The organism is Pseudomonas sp. GD04015 (genome assembly GCF_029837675.1).
GTDB lineage: Bacteria > Pseudomonadota > Gammaproteobacteria > Pseudomonadales > Pseudomonadaceae > Aquipseudomonas > Aquipseudomonas paralcaligenes.
Genome location: NZ_JAOEEE010000009.1, coordinates 98,865 through 116,045, shown reverse-complemented (window position 1 = coordinate 116,045; position 17,181 = coordinate 98,865). Strand labels below are relative to the sequence as shown.

Annotated in this window: 16 protein-coding genes; 8 read left to right on the top strand and 8 right to left on the bottom strand. The window is 68.4% G+C overall.

Annotated features, from left to right (window positions below; genetic code table 11):
* Positions 1–26 precede the first annotated feature (26 nt).
* Entirely contained in the window at positions 27–1,538 is a 1,512-nt protein-coding gene (lnt, locus tag N7640_RS10585) for an apolipoprotein N-acyltransferase (protein WP_279902771.1), read from the top strand.
* 108 nt (positions 1,539–1,646) lie between these two features.
* On the opposite strand, the gene N7640_RS10580 is transcribed toward lnt, so the two are convergent.
* Positions 1,647–2,414, bottom strand: coding sequence for a YdcF family protein (locus N7640_RS10580; protein WP_279902772.1), 768 nt, complete (start codon positions 2,412–2,414; stop codon positions 1,647–1,649).
* A gap of 24 nt (positions 2,415–2,438) precedes the next feature.
* Entirely contained in the window at positions 2,439–2,888 is a 450-nt protein-coding gene (locus N7640_RS10575; RefSeq protein ID WP_220811933.1) for a hypothetical protein, read from the bottom strand.
* Between the two features lie 180 nt (positions 2,889–3,068).
* On the opposite strand from N7640_RS10575, the gene leuS reads away from it, so the two are divergent.
* From leuS to N7640_RS10550, 5 genes are all read left to right on the top strand, one after another.
* Positions 3,069–5,681: a leucine--tRNA ligase gene (gene leuS / locus N7640_RS10570; protein WP_279902773.1), complete on the top strand. Its 2,613-nt coding sequence runs from the start codon at positions 3,069–3,071 to the stop codon at positions 5,679–5,681.
* 59 nt (positions 5,682–5,740) lie between these two features.
* Positions 5,741–6,352, top strand: a complete 612-nt coding sequence (gene lptE / locus N7640_RS10565; protein ID WP_220811928.1) for an LPS assembly lipoprotein LptE — start codon at positions 5,741–5,743, stop codon at positions 6,350–6,352.
* A 44-nt stretch (positions 6,353–6,396) separates the two neighbouring features.
* The gene (gene holA / locus N7640_RS10560) at positions 6,397–7,431 is read left to right on the top strand and encodes a DNA polymerase III subunit delta (RefSeq protein ID WP_220811927.1); all 1,035 of its coding nucleotides are present in this window, start codon (positions 6,397–6,399) and stop codon (positions 7,429–7,431) included.
* A 138-nt stretch (positions 7,432–7,569) separates the two neighbouring features.
* Complete coding sequence (gene arfA, locus N7640_RS10555) at positions 7,570–7,737, top strand: alternative ribosome rescue factor ArfA (protein ID WP_220811926.1); 168 nt, start codon at positions 7,570–7,572, stop codon at positions 7,735–7,737.
* 84 nt (positions 7,738–7,821) lie between these two features.
* On the top strand, positions 7,822–9,117 hold the full coding sequence (locus tag N7640_RS10550; RefSeq protein WP_279902774.1) for a lytic murein transglycosylase: 1,296 nt from the start codon (positions 7,822–7,824) through the stop codon (positions 9,115–9,117).
* A gap of 75 nt (positions 9,118–9,192) precedes the next feature.
* Here N7640_RS10550 and N7640_RS10545 read toward each other — a convergent pair whose 3' ends face one another.
* Entirely contained in the window at positions 9,193–10,074 is an 882-nt protein-coding gene (locus N7640_RS10545) for a 3-methyladenine DNA glycosylase 2 (protein WP_279902775.1), read from the bottom strand.
* A 122-nt stretch (positions 10,075–10,196) separates the two neighbouring features.
* On the opposite strand from N7640_RS10545, the gene N7640_RS10540 reads away from it, so the two are divergent.
* Entirely contained in the window at positions 10,197–11,513 is a 1,317-nt protein-coding gene (locus N7640_RS10540; protein WP_279902776.1) for a PAS domain-containing methyl-accepting chemotaxis protein, read from the top strand.
* 160 nt (positions 11,514–11,673) lie between these two features.
* Positions 11,674–12,726 carry a lipoyl synthase gene (gene lipA / locus N7640_RS10535; RefSeq protein ID WP_279902777.1) on the top strand — a complete coding sequence of 351 codons (1,053 nt, stop codon included), beginning with the start codon at positions 11,674–11,676 and terminating at the stop codon, positions 12,724–12,726.
* Between the two features lie 174 nt (positions 12,727–12,900).
* On the opposite strand, the gene lipB is transcribed toward lipA, so the two are convergent.
* The 5 genes from lipB to mltB all read right to left on the bottom strand — a co-directional run bounded on the left by lipB (position 12,901) and on the right by mltB (position 17,180).
* Complete coding sequence (lipB, locus tag N7640_RS10530; protein WP_279902778.1) at positions 12,901–13,518, bottom strand: lipoyl(octanoyl) transferase LipB; 618 nt, start codon at positions 13,516–13,518, stop codon at positions 12,901–12,903.
* Positions 13,518–13,796 (bottom strand): DUF493 domain-containing protein, encoded by a 279-nt coding sequence (locus N7640_RS10525; protein WP_220811914.1) that lies wholly within the window; start codon positions 13,794–13,796, stop codon positions 13,518–13,520. The genes lipB and N7640_RS10525 overlap by 1 nt, the downstream gene beginning before the upstream one ends.
* 130 nt (positions 13,797–13,926) lie before the next feature.
* Complete coding sequence (locus N7640_RS10520; protein WP_220811912.1) at positions 13,927–15,102, bottom strand: D-alanyl-D-alanine carboxypeptidase family protein; 1,176 nt, start codon at positions 15,100–15,102, stop codon at positions 13,927–13,929.
* A 90-nt stretch (positions 15,103–15,192) separates the two neighbouring features.
* Positions 15,193–16,197, bottom strand: a complete 1,005-nt coding sequence (locus tag N7640_RS10515) for a septal ring lytic transglycosylase RlpA family protein (RefSeq protein WP_279902779.1) — start codon at positions 16,195–16,197, stop codon at positions 15,193–15,195.
* Complete coding sequence (mltB, locus tag N7640_RS10510; RefSeq protein ID WP_220811908.1) at positions 16,194–17,180, bottom strand: lytic murein transglycosylase B; 987 nt, start codon at positions 17,178–17,180, stop codon at positions 16,194–16,196. Before mltB ends, N7640_RS10515 begins: the two co-directional genes overlap by 4 nt.
* Position 17,181: the final 1 nt, after the last annotated feature.

Here is a 17,181-nt window from a genome sequence, read left to right as displayed (position 1 = left end):
CCTGATTTCCCGATCAAGGACGCACGATGCGCTGGATCACTCAACCCGGCTGGCCGGGCAACCTGCTGGCCATCGCCGGCGGCGCCTGCACCACCCTGGCCCTGGCTCCCCTCGACATCTGGCCGCTGGCCATCGTCGCCATCGCCCTGTTCTACCTCGGCATGCGCGGGCTGTCGCCGCGCCAGGCCCTGCTGCGCGGCTGGCTCTACGGGCTCGGCCTGTTCCTCAGCGGCACCAGTTGGGTCTACGTCAGCATCCACGACTATGGCGCCGCCTCGCCGGCCCTGGCCGGCTTCCTGACCTTCGGCTTCTGCGCCGGACTCGCCCTGCTGTTCGCCCTGACCGGCTGGCTCTGGGTCCGCTGGCTGCGCCGCGACGACTCGCCGATCGCCGACGCCCTGGCCTTCGCCGCCCTGTGGCTGGCCCAGGAAGCGTTCCGCGGCTGGTTCCTCACCGGCTTCCCCTGGCTCTACGTCGGCTACAGCCAGATGCACGGCCCGCTGGCCGGCCTGGCGCCCATCGGCGGGGTCTGGCTGCTGTCCCTGGTGCTGGCGCTGAGCGCGGCGCTGCTGGTCAACCTGGCACGCCTGCGCCACGACAAGGTGCGGCTCGCCGCCGGTGTGGCCCTGCTGCTGGCGCCGTGGCTCGCCGGCCTAGGGCTCTCCGGCCATGCCTGGACCGCAGCCAGTGGCGAACCACTGAAGGTCGCCGCGCTGCAGGGCAACGTGGAGCAGAACCTCAAGTGGGACCCGGCGCAGCTGGACGCCCAGCTGGCCCTGTACCGCGACATGACCCTGAGCAGCCGGCCGGCCGACCTGATCGTCTGGCCGGAGACCGCCGTGCCGGTACTCAAGGAATTCGCCGAGGGCTACCTGAGCGTGATGGGCCGGGTCGCCGCCGACCGCGACGCCGCGCTGATCACCGGCGTGCCGGTGCGGCAGGCCAACGAGCGTGGCGAGAAGCGCTACTACAACGCGATCACCGTCACCGGCTGGGGCGAAGGCACCTACCTGAAGCAGCGCCTGGTGCCGTTCGGCGAATACGTGCCGCTGCAGGACATGCTGCGTGGCCTGATCGCCTTCTTCGACCTGCCCATGTCCGACTTCGCCCGCGGCCCGACCGACCAGCCGCCGCTGCAGGCCAAGGGCCTGCGCATCGCGCCGTTCATCTGCTACGAGGTGGTCTACCCGGAGTTCGCCGCCGATCTGGCCGCGCGCAGCGACCTGCTGCTGACGGTGAGCAACGACACCTGGTTCGGCACCTCCATCGGCCCCCTGCAGCACCTGCAGATGGCGCAGATGCGCGCCCTGGAATCGGGCCGCTGGATGATCCGCGCCACCAACAACGGGGTCACCGCGCTGATCGACCCGCAGGGCCGCATCACGGCGCAGATTCCGCAGTTCCAGCAGGCCGTCCTGTATGGCGAGGTGCAGTCGATGCAGGGGCTGACGCCCTACCTGCGCTGGCGCGCCTGGCCGCTGGTGGTGCTGTGCGTCGGGCTGCTGGGTTGGGCCTTGTGGGCACGTCGCCAGAGCTGATGTAGCGACGGTGCGCGCGGCGCACCCTACGTAGGAGCGAGCCCGCTCGCGAACATCGGCAGCCGCCAAGGCGTTCGCGAGCAAAGCTCGCTCCTACCGCGCCGACTCTCAGCGATAGAGCAGCGGATAGACCCGCATCCCGATCGCCTCGTTGAGCAGCCGGGTGTTCTGCCACAGCGCCTTGCCCTCCGGCAGCCAGCCGCTCAGCGGGCGCTCGCTGGGCACGCCGAGGAAGCCCAGCGGTGCCGCCACCACCTCCAGCCCGGCGCGCTCGAAGCACCAGCGCGAACGCGGCATGTGCGCCGCCTGGGTCACCAGCACCACGCGACTCACACCTTGCGCCTTGAGCATCTCCGCGCTGAATTGCGCGTTCTCCCAGGTGGTGCGGCTGCGCGCCTCCTGCCAGCGGGTCGGCACGCCGAAATCGCGCTGCAGCACCTCGGCCATCATCGCCGCCTCGCTGGGCGGCTGGCCGTAGTGCAGGCCGCCGCTGATCAGGATCGGCAGCTGCGAGGCCCGGTGCAGGCGCGCCGCGTAGCGCAGGCGCTCGATGGCGGTGACGCTGGGCTGGTCGCCGCCCCAGGCCGGGTCGGCCTCCTCGCGTCCCGAGCCGAGCACCACGATGGCCTCGGCGCGCTGCCCCAGCTGCGACCATTCGGCCTCGGCCAGCGCCGGCTCGCGCTCGATCAGCCGGGCCGACCACTCCACCACCACCGGCAGGCTGAGCAGCCACAGCCCACCCAGGCCGCCGGCCAGGCACAGCGTCGCCAGGCGCGGCCGCCCCAGCCAGGCCCACAGCAGCCAGGACAGCAGGATCAGCAGCAACAGGCCGCCAGGCGGAAGGATCAGTTGCTTGAGGATGAAGCGCAGTTCCATGGACACCTCCAGTGGCCATGGAGACTACCGAGGTTGACCCGCCCGGAACAGCCTGGAGCCGCAGGCGCTACAGGGCAGCACGCCCTCGCCGCGCTGGATCTGGGCCACCGCCCCGCACAGGGCGCAGCACAGCTGCTGGCGTTTCTTCAGCACCGGCTTGCCACGCGGCAGCGGCTTGCCCAGCACGCGCTTGGGCAGCCTGGCGACCGGCTTCGCGGCGTTCGCTGGCAACTGCTCGATCACCGCCAGCTCCTCGGCGGCGGCGTGCCAGCCGCGCAGCCAGTTGAGGTCGCGGTCCAGGTAGGCGCGGATCAGTTCCAGCTCCGCCGGGGTCAGGCCGCGCAGCTCCAGTTCGTCCGGCGGCGTCTCGTGCAGGCGAGTCGCGGTGTCCGCTTCCTCCAGGGCCAGCGCCAGGCGCTGCAGCAGCCGCTCGTAGAGCCCGCCCCCGACATCCGCACCCCGCGACTCTGCCATCCACCACCTCGACCGGGCGCTACCTGCGCGCCTCTCTCTGGCAAGCTTAGCGCCGGCCGCTCCGCAGGCCGGGCGCCGCGACAAACGGCGGCGCGGCACAATCAGGGTTTCCCTGAATCAGGGGGGGTCATGTATGCTACGGCGTTTCTCGCAAGCCCTCATTTTCAGCGCCGAAAGCCCATGCACGAACAGTATTCGCCCCGTGAAATCGAAGCCGCCGCCCAAGCCCAGTGGGACGCGCAGAAATCCTTTGTCGTGACCGAACAGCCGGGCAAGGACACCTTCTACTGCCTGTCCATGTTCCCCTACCCGAGCGGCAAGCTGCACATGGGCCACGTGCGCAACTACACCATCGGCGACGTGATCGCGCGCTACCAGCGCATGCAGGGCAGGAACGTGCTGCAACCGATGGGCTGGGACGCCTTCGGCATGCCGGCCGAGAACGCGGCGATGAAGAACAACGTCGCCCCGGCCAAGTGGACCTACGAGAACATCGCCTACATGAAGGCCCAGCTGAAATCGCTGGGCCTGGCCATCGACTGGACCCGCGAAGTCACCACCTGCAAGCCGGACTACTACCGCTGGGAACAGTGGCTGTTCACCCGCCTGTTCGAGAAGGGCGTGATCTACCGCAAGAACGGCACCGTGAACTGGGACCCGGTCGACCAGACCGTGCTCGCCAACGAGCAGGTCATCGACGGCCGCGGCTGGCGCTCCGGCGCGCTGGTCGAGAAGCGTGAAATCCCGATGTACTACTTCCGCATCACCGCCTACGCGGAAGAGCTGCTGAGCAGCCTCGACGAGCTGGATGGCTGGCCCGAGCAGGTCAAGACCATGCAGCGCAACTGGATCGGCAAGAGCTTCGGCGCCGACATCGAGTTCGACTACGACGTCGCCAGCATCGGCATCGAGGGCCGCCTGAAGGTCTACTCGACCCGCCCCGACACCCTGATGGGCGCCACCTACGTGGCGGTGGCCGCCGAGCACCCGCTGGCCCAGCGCGCCGCCGAGAACAACGCCGAACTGCAGGCCTTCATCGCCGAATGCAAGGCCGGCTCCGTGGCCGAGGCCGACATGGCGACCATGGAGAAGAAGGGCGTGGCCACCGGCCAGTTCGTCGTCCATCCGCTGACCGGCGACAAGCTGCCGGTGTTCGTCGCCAACTACGTGCTGTGGGGCTACGGCGAAGGCGCCGTGATGGCCGTGCCGGCCCACGACGAGCGCGACTTCGAGTTCGCCAGCAAGTATGGCCTGCCGATCAAGCAGGTCTACGCCGCCGCGGACCAGGAATACTCCAGCGCCGAATGGCAGGCCTGGTACGGCGACAAGGAGGGCCTGACCACCCTCAACTCCGGCAAGTACGACGGCAAGGACTTCACCGCCGCCTTCGACGCCATCGTCGCCGACCTGGAGGCCAGCGGCCACGGCGCGCGCAAGACCCAGTTCCGCCTGCGCGACTGGGGCATCAGCCGCCAGCGCTACTGGGGCTGCCCGATCCCGATCATCCACTGCCCGAGCTGCGGCGACGTGCCGGTGCCGGAAGACCAGTTGCCGGTGGTGCTGCCGGAAGACGTGGTGCCGGACGGCGCCGGCTCGCCGCTGGCCAGGATGCCCGAGTTCTACACCTGCACCTGCCCGAAATGCGGCGCCGCGGCCAAGCGCGAGACCGACACCATGGACACTTTCGTGGAGTCCTCCTGGTACTTCGCCCGCTACGCCAGCCCGAACTACGAAGGCGGCATGGTCGACCCGCAGGCCGCCAACCACTGGCTGCCGGTGGACCAGTACATCGGCGGCATCGAGCACGCCATCCTCCACCTGCTCTACGCGCGCTTCTTCCACAAGCTGATGCGCGACGAGGGCCTGGTCAGCTCCAACGAGCCGTTCAAGAACCTGCTGACCCAAGGCATGGTGGTCGCCGAGACCTACTACCGCATCCTGGAAAACGGCGGCAAGGACTGGTTCAACCCGGCCGACGTCGAAGTCGAGCGTGACGCCAAGGCCAAGGTTATCGGTGCCAAGCTGAAGGCCGACGGCCTGCCGGTGGAGATCGGCGGCACCGAGAAGATGTCCAAGTCGAAGAACAACGGCGTCGACCCGCAGGACATGATCGACCAGTACGGTGCCGACACCTGCCGCCTGTTCATGATGTTCGCCTCGCCGCCCGACATGAGCTGCGAGTGGTCGGACGCCGGCGTCGAAGGCGCCAACCGCTTCCTGCGCCGCGTCTGGCGTCTGGCCCACGGCCATGTCAGCGCCGGCCTGCCGGGCGCGCTGGACGTGGCCTCGCTGTCCGACGAGCAGAAGGCCGTGCGTCGCGCCATCCACCTGGCCATCAAGCAGGCCAGCAACGACGTGGGCCAGCACCACAAGTTCAACACCGCCATCGCCCAGGTGATGACCCTGATGAACGTGCTGGAGAAGGCCCCGACCGCCAGCGAACAGGACCGCGCCCTGCTGCAGGAAGGCCTGGAGACCGTGGCCCTGCTGCTGGCGCCGATCACCCCGCACATCTGCCATGAGCTGTGGCAACAGCTGGGCAAGACCGGCGCCGTCATCGACGCCGCCTGGCCGGTACTGGACGAGTCGGCCCTGGTGCAGGACAGCCTGATCCTGGTCATCCAGGTCAACGGCAAGCTGCGCGGCCAGATCGAAGTGCCGGCCAGCGCCAGCCGCGAGGAGGTCGAGGCCGCCGCCCGCGCCAACGAGAACGTGCTGCGCTTCACCGAGGGCGTGACCATCCGCAAGGTCATCGTCGTGCCGGGCAAGCTGGTCAACATCGTCGCTAATTGAAACGGTCGCCAACTGATTCAGCCCGGCGCTGCGGCGCCGGTTTCTCAAGGGGAAACACAATGATGAAACGGAACATGCTGGTCATCGGCCTCACCGTCCTGCTCAGCGCCTGCGGCTTCCAGTTGCGCGGCACCGGCGGCGGCGAGTTCGCCCTCGGGGAAATCGACCTGCAGGCGCGCAACGCCTACGGCGAAACCGCCAAGCAACTGAAACAGTACCTCGAGAACAGCGGCGTGAAGGTCCACAACGGCGCCCCCTACCGCCTGTACCTGGCCAACGAGCAGGAAACCCAGCGTACCGCCAGCTTCACCAGCAACGCGCGCAGCGCCGAATACCAGCTGACCACCCGCCTGGATTACGAAGTGCGTGGCGAGAAGAACCTGCTGCTGTTCAAGGACTGGCTGGCCGTGCAGAGCGTCTACGTGCACGACGAGAACAACCTGATCGGCTCCAGCCAGGAGTCCGGCCAGCTGCGCCAGGAAATGCGCCGTGAACTGATCCAGCAGCTGTCCCTGCGCCTGCAGCAGCTGACCCCGGCCCAGCTCGAGCAGCTGCAGCAGGAAGCCGAGGCCCGCGCCGCCGCCGAGGCGGAGGCCGCTGCCGCCGCGCGCCGCGCCCAGCAGGAGTCGGCGCCGCTGCAGTCGCCGATCCAGCTGCCGATCAGCCAGTAGGACGAGAAGGGCCGGGCGACCGGCCCTTTTCACGAGCGCTTCCGATGAAACTGAACGGCGCACAACTCGGCAAACACCTGCAGGGCGGCCTGGCCCCGGTCTACGTGGTCAGTGGAGACGAGCCGCTGCTGTGCCAGGAAGCCGAGGACGCCATCCGCGCCGCCACCCGCCAGCAGGGCTTCGGCGAGCGCCAGGTGTTCCACGCCGAGGCCAGCTTCGACTGGGGCCTGCTCTACGAGGCCGGCGCCAGCCTGTCGCTGTTCGCCGAGAAGCGCCTGATCGAGCTGCGCATCGCCAACGGCAAGCCCGGCGACAAGGGCACCGCCGCCATCCTCGAATACCTGGGACGCCCGCCGGAAGACACGGTGCTGCTGATCAGCCTGCCCAAGCTCGACGGCGCGACGCAGAAGACCAAGTGGGCCAAGGCCCTGATCGATGGGCCGCACAGCCAGTTCGTGCAAATCTGGCCGGTCGAGGTCGCCCAGTTGCCCAACTGGGTCCGCCAGCGCCTGTCCCAGGCCGGCCTGGCGGCCACCCAGGAAGCGGTCGAACTGATCGCCGCGCGGGTGGAAGGCAACCTGCTGGCCGCCGCCCAGGAAATCGAGAAGCTCAAGCTTCTGGCCGAGGGCAACCAGATCGACGCCGGCACCGTGCAGGCGGCGGTGGCCGACAGCGCCCGCTACGACGTGTTCGGCCTGGTAGACGCCGTGCTGAACGGCGAGGCCAGCCACGCCCTGCGCATCCTCGAAGGCTTGCGCGGCGAAGGCGTGGAACCGCTGTTCATCGTCGTCATGCTGTCCCGCGAGTTGCGCCAGCTGGCCGGCCTGGCCCTGCAATTCAGCCAGGGCGTACCGCTGGAGAAGGCCTTCGCCGCGGCCCGCCCGCCGATCTGGGACAAGCGCCGCCCGCTGGTCGGCAAGGCGCTGCAGCGCCATACCGCGGCGCGCTGGAACCAGCTGCTGATCGACGCACAGCGCATCGACGCACAGGTCAAGGGCCAGGCCGCCGGCGATCCCTGGAGCAGCCTGGCGCGCCTGGCCCTGCTGATGGCCGGCCAGCGCCTGGCGCTGAGCGAATAACCCCCCACGAAATACGTGCCCGCCGTAGGGTGCGCCGCGCGCACCGCGTCTCTCCCCTTCCGCCCACTGGACATTTTTCGTACAGCGGCGCATAGTCCGCGCCGCCCGCAGCGTCGCGGGTCAGCTGAGGATCATCCGATGAGCAAGAAAGCCCCCAAGCGGCCGAACAAGGCCAAGTCCATCGTCGCCCAGCCACTGTTCCGCAGCCGCCAGGAACAGCCGAAGAAAGGCAAAGGCAGCTACCGCCGCGAAGCCTCCCACTGGGAGGCTTCCTGCTTTCTGGGCCTGGTGAAATCCGCGGCCTGATCCACCCGCGAGACGCCGACGGGGTTCTGAAAACCGCCCGGCATGGTAAGGTCGCGGTCTGATTGGCAAGACCGAGAGGCCTCGATGTTCCAGCTTTCCGCCAATGGCCGCCTGAGCTGCCTGCTCGCCGGCGCCGCTATCTTCCTGGGCGCCTGCGCCGAGACTCCGAATCCCGCCCCCCAGCTGACCTCCGCCAAGCTCGTCGCGCAGCCGCAGCAGGCCGAGCCGAGCGCGCCCGTGGCCAAGGAAGAAGCCGAACCGGCCCCCGCCCTGAGCTTCGACGACTGGCGCGACCGCTTCCGCCTCAAGGCCCTCGCCAGCGGCATTCCGGAAGACCTGTTCGACCAGGTCTTCGCTGGCGTGACGCCGGACATGAGCGTGGTGACCGCCGACCGTGCCCAGCCGGAGTTCAGCCGGCCGGTGTGGGAGTACCTGGACGGCGCCATCTCGCCGGTGCGGGTGCGCAAGGGCCAGGCTCTGCTGGCCCAGCATGCCGCCACGCTGGACGCCATCGAGGAGCGCTACGGCGTCGACCGCGAAACGCTGGTCGCCATCTGGGGCATGGAGAGCAGCTTCGGCCAGTTCATGGGCGAACAGTCGGTGATCCGCTCCCTGGCCACCCTGGCCTACGAGGGGCGCCGCCCGCAGTTCGCCGAGGACCAGTTGCTGGCCGCCCTGCAGATACTGCAGAGCGGTGACATCACCAGCACCGGCCTGCGCGGTTCCTGGGCGGGGGCCATGGGCCAGACCCAGTTCATCCCCACCACCTACCTGACCCATGCCGTGGACTTCGACGGCGACGGCCGCCGCGACATCTGGAACTCCAGCGCCGACGCCCTGGCCTCGGCCGCCCATTACCTGCAGGCCTCCGGCTGGCAGAAGGGCCACGCCTGGGGCATCCCGGTGGCGCTGCCCAGCGGCTTCGACTACGCCCTGGCCGACACCGAGATCCGCAAGACCTACGCCCAGTGGCAAGCGTTCGGGGTGAAGGGCACGCCCCCCAGCGTCGCCCCGGACGACACCGGCTACCTGCTGCTGCCGGCCGGCCATCGCGGCCCGGCCTTCCTGGTGTTCCGCAACTTCGGCGCCATCCTCAAGTACAACAACTCGTCATCCTATGCCCTGGCCGTGGGCCTGCTCGGCCAGCGCCTGAACGGCGCTGCACCGCTGCAGGCCACCTGGCCGAAGGACGAGCGCCCGCTGGGCCGCAGCGAGCGCATCGAACTGCAGGAAAGCCTGGCCGCCAAGGGCTACGAGCCCGGCGCGGCCGACGGCATCATCGGCGCCAACACCCGCCGTGCCGTGCGCGCCTTCCAGCAGAGCCTGGGCCTGCCGGCCGACGGCTACCCGACCCCGGCGCTGCTGCAACGGCTGCGCTGAGCAAAGGCTGCTGCACGTAGGCCGGGCGCTGTTGGAGAGAGGCCCGGCTCGCGGGCCTTTGCGACTTCCGAGAACTTACGGCATGGCCCAGAGATGGGCCGCCACCAGCGCCCGCCAGGGCGCGAAGGGCAGCAGCCAGTCGCGCACGAAGGGCTGGTCGAGCTTCTCCTCCGCCCCCAGCAGGCGCTGCAGCTGGCGCCGCACCGCCGCATCGCCGTGCAGCGAGCCGTCCAGCCGGGCGAAGCCGCGCAGCAGGGCGTAGTCCACCGTCCACGGGCCGATGCCCTTGAGCGCCAGCAGCCGCTGGCCTATGGCCTCGGCCGGCTCGTCCTGCAGCCATTCGTCCAGGGGCAACCGCCCTTCCACCACCTCGCGGGCGAGCCGCAGCAACGTCCCGCTCTTGGCCCGGGAGAAGCCGGCCTGGCCCAGGGCATCCTCGTCCAGCGCCGCCACCGCCGCCGCGTCCGGATAGCAGAACAACCCGCTGGAATGGCGCAGGCCGGCCAGCTGGATCAGCTTGCGACGCAGGGAGATGGCCACCGCCAGGCTGATCTGCTGTCCGCTGATGGCCCAGCTCAGGGCCTCGAACGGCGAGGCCGACTGCGGCACGCGCAGCCCCCGGTTGGCGGCGATCAGCGCGCCCAGCAGTGGATGCGCACCGTGCTCGGCCTCGAACGCCTGCACCGTCTGAGTCAGGCCAAGCATGTGCTCGGCCAGCCTTCGCAGTACCTGCGGATCGATGGCGACCTCGCCGTCCACCTCCAGGCTCACCCCCGCCCCGCCGTCCTCGAAGCGCAGGGCCAGGCGGGCCGGAATGCCCTGCCAGAGAATGCCCTTGTCCAGGCCGGCGTCCGTCACCCGCTCGGCCAGGCCCTGGGCATCGCGGCGATGGAAGTTCAGCAGGTCGTAGGTCCGGTAGTCGGCCGGCAATTCCAGGGTCAGGTCGAGACGGTTCATGCGGGGCTCGCAAAGCCAGATGGTTTATCGGACGGGCTGCTAATCTGCAAGCGACGAGCACGCTCAAGGATGGCTGAATCCAGCCGAAGCACTGGTACCCCTCAACCCAAAGGGAATCACCGATGTTCAATCAGCGTCTGAAAGAGGAACTGGCCAAGCTGCGCGACGAGCTCGCCAGTACCCGGCAGATCAAGGACTCCCTGTACAGCGAAATGCTGGTGCTGGAGCTGGACCCGGGCGGACGCGTGCGCTACGCCAACGACAATATCCTGCAGGCGCTGCATTATCGACGCGAGCAACTGGTCGGCCAATCCCTCGACGCGCTGATCCCGCCCACCTTCCACAGCCACCCCAACCATCCCGCCCTGCAGGCGGCCCTGCGCAACCGCGAGCACTGGAGCGGCGCCTTCCGCCTGCTCCGTGGCGACGGGCGCGAGGCCTGGCTGCGGGCCATCTGGCAGCCGGTCAACGACGGCAAGGGCCAGCTCCAGTACTTCACCCTGTGCGCCAACGACCTGACCGACACCATCGAGACGGCGAAGGAGCGGGAGGGCCTGATCAACGCGCTGCTGCGCTCCACGGCGGTCATCGAGTTCAACCTGGGCGGCGAAGTGCTGACCGCCAACCAGCGCTTCCTCGATGGCATGGGCTACCGCCTGGAGCAGATCCGCGGCAAGCACCACCGCATGTTCTGCGAGCCGGAGGAATCCAGCTCCCAGGACTACCGCGAGTTCTGGGCGCGGCTGAACCGCGGCGAGTACGTCGCCGGGCGCTTCAAGCGCGTCGACAGCCACGGCCGCCCCGTGTGGCTGGAAGCCTCCTACAACCCGGTGCTGGACGCCCACGACCGCCTGTACAAGGTGGTCAAGTTCGCCACCGTCATCACCGACCAGATCAACCAGGAACAGGCCGTGGCCGAAGCGGCCAACATCGCCTACGGCATCTCCCGGCATACCGACGAGAGCGCCAGCAAGGGAGCGGCGGTGGTGCAGCAGACGGTGGAGGTGATGCGCCAGATCGCCGAGAAGGTGCAGGAGGCGGCCGAAGGCATCGAGGCGCTGGATCGCCAGTCGCTGCTGATCAGTACCATCATGCAGACCATCCGCGGCATCGCCGACCAGACCAACCTGCTGGCCCTCAACGCCGCCATCGAGGCGGCGCGGGCCGGCGACCAGGGCCGCGGCTTCGCGGTGGTGGCCGACGAGGTGCGTCAGCTGGCCGGGCGCACCAGCCAGGCGACCGAGGAGATCGTCGACGTGGTGCAGAAGAACCAGGCCCTGGCCCAAGCCGCCGTGTCGAGCATGGCCAGCAGTCGCCAGCAGGCCGAGCAGGGCCTGCAGCTCGCCAACGAGGCTGGCGCGGTGATCGTCGAGATCCAGGATGGCGCACAGCAGGTGGTCCAGGCCATCGGCCAGTTCGCCAGCCAGCTCAAGACCTGACGCAGCGGCGCAACGAAAAGCCCCGGCATACGGGCCTGGCGGCTGGTCGTACAGGCGACGCTCGCGCCCCCGCCGGCAGCCTCTGGAAGCCCATCCCATGGTAGACTTCACCCCGGCCACAAGCCCCACCACCGAAGCCCCTACCGGAGCCGAGAGTTCGATGTCCGATACCGCCTCGCCCAAGCCCGTATCCAGCGGCGAAAAATTCCGCAATTCCCAGGGAATCACCGCGATCAAGGATGGCCAGAAGCGCCGCGCTTCTGCCGAACCCCAGATCGTCGAGCCCAAGCCGAGCTGGTTGCGGGTCAAGGCGCCGAGCGGCAGCCGCTTCGACGCGGTCAAGCGCAATGTCGGCGAGCATCGCCTCAGCACCGTCTGCCAGGAATCCCACTGCCCGAACATGGGCGAATGCTGGTCCAACGGCACCGCCACCATCATGCTGATGGGCTCGGTCTGCACCCGTGCCTGCCGCTTCTGCGCGGTCGACACCGGCAACCCGAACGGCTGGCTGGACCTGGAAGAGCCGCAGAACACCGCCAAGTCGGTGGAGCTGATGGCCCTGCGCTACATCGTGCTGACCTCGGTAGACCGCGACGACCTGCCCGACGGCGGCGCCGCCCACTATGCGGCCTGCGTCCAGGCGATCAAGGCCAACACGCCGCAGGTGGTGGTGGAAGCCCTGACGCCGGACTTCGACGGCGACCACGAGGCCATCGCCCGCGTGGTGGATTCCGGCCTGGAGGTCTTCGCCCAGAACGTCGAGACGGTCAAACGCCTGACCCATGAGGTGCGCGATCCCCGTGCCGGTTACGAGAAGACCCTCAAGGTGCTGGAGCATGCCAAGCGCCATCGCCCCTCGATCATCACCAAGACCAGCCTGATGCTGGGCCTGGGCGAGACCGACGAGGAAATCCTGCAGACCATGGACGACCTGCGCGCCATCGGCGTGGATATCCTCACCCTCGGCCAGTACCTGCAGCCCACCCGCAACCACCTGCCGGTCAAGCGCTGGGTCAGCCCCGAGGAATTCAACCGCTTCCGCGACATCGGCCTGGAGAAAGGCTTCATGGAAGTCGCCGCCGGCCCGCTGGTGCGCTCCAGCTACCGCGCCGACCGGGTGTTCGAGAAGAACAACCTGGGCCTGGCCGCACCCGCCCCGGTGCCCGGCCAGCAGCAGGACAGCAGCCTGATTCCGGCGCTCAACCTGCACTGACAGCGCCACCCCTCTGTCGGCGCGTCTTGCCTGGCTTAAGCCCTTACTCTCAAACCCGTCACCCCGGCGCAGGCCGGGGCCCAGAAAACCGTCAGGCGACTCGGAGCGGGCGGCTGGATACCGGCCTGCGCCGGTATGACGGGCTTGTTAGCGTGGTGATACTTCGAAAGGCTTTCAGGCGTAACCCAGGCGCTCGCGCAAGGCGCTCTCCAGGCGCTGAGCCACCTCGTCGAGCGAGGGCGGGGTTTCGAGCAGATCCCTGAGCTGGACCATCCTCAGGCCGGCATAACCGCACGGGTTGATGCGCTGGAACGGCGACATGTCCATGTCGACGTTCAGGGCCAGGCCGTGGAACGAGCAGCCATTGCGCACCCGCAGGCCCAGCGAGGCGATCTTGTCGCCGCCGACGTAGACGCCCGGGGCATCGGCCTTCGGCGCCGCCTCGACGCCATAGCTGGCCAGCACATCGACCAGCGCCCGCTCCATGGCGGTGACCAGTTCGCGCACCCCCAGCTTCTGGCGGCGCAGGTTCAGCATCAGGTAGGCCACCAACTGGCCGGGGCCGTGGTAGGTGACCTGGCCACCGCGCTCGACCTGGACCACCGGGATGTCGCCGGGCGCCAGCAGGTGCTCCGGCTTGCCGGCCTGGCCCTGGGTGAACACCCGGGGATGCTGCAGCAGCCAGATTTCGTCGGGAGTCCGCTCGTCGCGCTCGGCGGTGAAGCTGCGCATGGCTTCCAGGGTCGGCAGGTATTCCACCAAGCCCAGGTGCCGCACCACGAGCTCCGCCACTAGAGCACCATGTGTACGCGGCCGGTGGCTTTCAGATCGCCGTGGATCGCCTGCAGTTGCTCGATGCCGGTGGCGGTGATCAGCACCTGCACGGAGAGGAAGCGGCCATTGCGGCTGTCGCGCACCACCAGGGTGTCGACGTCGAAGCCCGGCGCGTGGCGCTGGATGATCTCGACCACCAGATCGGAGAAGCCTTCGCCGGCCTCGCCGATCACCTTGATCGGGTAGCGCTCGCAGGGGAATTCGATTTTCGGGGCTTGTACTTCGGTATCTGTCATCGCGGTCGCTCCGGGTGTGTCACCCGTGAAATGCGAACGCCCCGATTCCGGGGCGTCCTGGTGAGTCTGTCGATTCAGATCCCTGATCTGGGACCCAAACGGCGGCGTTTCAAGGCCGCCAGGCGACTCTTTAGTTGAACAGTCCGTAGAAGAACAGGCGGATGCTATCCCACAGGCGGCGGAAGAAGCCACCCTCCTCCACCGGCTCCAGGGCGATCAGGTTGGCGGTGTGCACCAGCTCCTCGCCCAGCTTGACCTCGACCTTGCCGACCACATCGCCCGGCTTGAGCGGCGCTTCCAGCTGCGGTTCGAGCGCCATGGTGGCCTTGAGCTGCTTGGCCTGGCCCTTGGGCAGGGTCAGGCTGAGGTCCTCGGCCAGGCCGGCCTTGACCTGGCGGGTGGTGCCCTTCCAGACCTGGGCCTGGGCGACTTCCTGGCCCTTCTTGTAGAAGGTCTGGGTCTCGAAGAAGCGGAAGCCGTAGGTCAGCAGCTTCTGGGTCTCGGCGGCGCGGACCTTCTCGCTGTCGGTACCGAACACCGAGGTGATCATCCGTGCGCCGTCGCGCACGGCGGACGCCACCAGGCAGTAGCCGGCTTCCTGGGTGTGGCCGGTCTTCAGGCCGTCCACGGTGCTGTCGCGCCACAGCAGCAGGTTGCGGTTGCCCTGCTTGATGTTGTTCCAGAGGAATTCCTTCTGCGAGTAGATCGCGTAGTGAGCCTGGTCCTCGTGGATGATGGCGCGGGCCAGGATGGCCATGTCGTGGGCGCTGGAGTAGTGCTCCGGGTGCGGCAGGCCGGTGGCGTTCATGAAGTGGGAGTTCTTCATGCCCAGCCGCTCGGCGGCGGCGTTCATCATGTCGGCGAAGGCGTCCTCGCTGCCGGCGATGTACTCGGCGATGGCGATGCTGGCGTCGTTGCCGGACTGGATGATGATGCCGTGCAGCAGGTCGTCCACCGTCACCTGGCTGTTCAGCGGCAGGAACATGGTGGAGCCGCCGGACGCGGCGCCGCCGGTGCGCCAGGCGTGCTCGCTGACGGTCACTAGGTCCTGCTCGCCGATCTTGCCCTTGCGGATTTCCAGGGTGGCGATGTAGGCGGTCATCAGTTTGGTCAGGCTGGCCGGCGGCAGGCGCTGGTCGCCGTTGTTCTCCACCAGCACCTTGCCGCTGGCGGCGTCCATAAGCACGTAGGACTTGGCGGCCAGTTGCGGCGGCGAGGGAATCGCCGAGTCGGCGGAGGCGGCGAGCGGGGCGATCAGCAGGGTGGCAAGCAGGGCAAGGCGTTGGGCAAAGCGGGAGATGTTCATCCGTCTCTCTGAATAGCTGTTCAACAATGGCACAGGCGGACCGGAATCCGCCTGCATTCACCGCCGCCACGGAGGCGACGGACGAAGTTGCTAGTCCGGCCTGACCAGGGCCGGGTCGCCGAGGTTGGCCAGACGCACGCTGTCCTGCAGCTGCTGGGCCTCAGCCTGGGTTTCGACCGGCCCCATGCGCACCCGGTGCAAGATCTGCTGGTTGCGTACCACCGAGCTGATAAACACCTTGGCAGGCACCGTTTGGCTCAACTTGGCCTTGAGTAGTTCCGCAGCGTCCGGATTGGCGAAGGCGCCCACTTGGAGATACAGGCCAGACGCTGCGGGCGAAGCGTTTTTTTTTACGTCGATCTGCACCGGCAGCACGGCGGCCGCGTGCTGCGCGGGCGGCGGCGTGTACTGCTCGATCGGCTGGGCCTGGGCAACCGCCACCGGGGCCGTCGGCGCGGGCTGGGCGGCCATCTTCGGCTGGGCCAGCACCATCGGCACCGGACGCCCCTGGGCCGCCCACCATTCGTGCGGATCGATGCCCTCGACCTTGACCCGGGCGGTGCCGCTCTCGGCATAGCCGAGCTTCTTCGCCGCGGCGAAGGACAGGTCGATGATGCGATCGGAATAGAACGGGCCGCGGTCGTTGACCCGCAGGATCACGCTCTGGCCGTTGTCCAGGTTGGTCACCCGCACGTAGCTCGGCAGCGGCAGGGTCTTGTGCGCGGCGGTCATGCCGTACAGGTCGTAGGCTTCGCCGTTGGCGGTAGCCTGGCCGTGGAACTTGGTGCCATACCAGGAGGCGGTGCCGGTGGCCGCGTAGCGGCGCCCGTCCTGGATCGGGTAGTAGGTCTTGCCCAGCACCGTGTAGGGGTTGGCCTTGTAGTTGCCGTAGTGCGGCATCGGCACCGCGTCGGGGATGCGCGAAACGTCGACGTCCCACCAGGGCGCGCCATCACGGTGCGGACGGTTGTAGGCGGAAGGGCCGGAGATCGGCTGGGAGCCCGGCTCGACGGGTTGCGGGGCGCGGTTGTTGGAGCAGCTGACCAGCGCCAGGCCGAGGCCCGTGGCGGTCAGGATGCGCAGGACGGACTTCAAGGACGACCCCGCTTGGCGACCAGCTCGCCGGACAGTTGGTGGACGGCCATGGCGTACATGGCGCTGCGGTTGTAGCGGGTGATCACGTAGAAGTTGGGCAGGCCCATCCAGTACTCCTGGCCCTCGGCGCCGTCGAAGCGGAAGGCGGTGACCGGGATGTCGTCGCGCAGCACGTCGGCGCTGACCCAGCCCAGGGCGCGCAGCTCGCCGACGTTCTTCACCGGGTCGAGGCCCTGGGTCAGGCCGCTGTCGGCCTGCTCGCCCTTGACCTGGGCGCGGCTGACCACCGGTCCGCCGCTGACCCAGCCGTGGCGCTTGAAGTAGCTGGCGACGCTGCCGATGGCATCGACCGGATTGGTCCAGATGTCGATGTGGCCATCGCCGTCGAAGTCCACGGCGTAGGCGCGGAAGCTGCTCGGCATGAACTGCGGCAGCCCCATGGCACCGGCGTAGGAGCCTTTCAGGGTCAGCGGGTCGACCTGCTGCTCGCGGGTCAGGATGAGGAATTCGCGCAGCTGCTGGCAGAAGAATTCGGCACGCGGCGGGTAGTCGAAGCACAGGGTGGAGAGCGCATCGAGCACCCGCCAGCTGCCGGTGTTGCCGCCGTAGAAGGTTTCCACGCCGATGATCGAGACGATCACTTCGGCCGGCACCCCGTACTCCTGCTCGGCACGGGCCAGGGCCTCGGCGTGCTTGTTCCAGAAGTCCACGCCCTTGCTGATGCGCGCTTCGGTGATGAAGATCGGCCGGTATTCCTTCCACGGCTTGACCTTCTCGGCCGGGCGGGAGATGGCATCGAGGATCGCCTGCTTGCGCTCCACCTGGTCGAACAGCGCGGTCAGCTGCTCGCCGGCGAAGCCATAGTCGCGGGTCATCTCGCCGATGAACTCGGCGACCCTGGGCGAGCCCTGGTATTCCCCGGCGGCCTGGACCTGGCCGGCCAGACCGAGCATCGCCATCGCGGCGACTCCCCAGCTACGCATT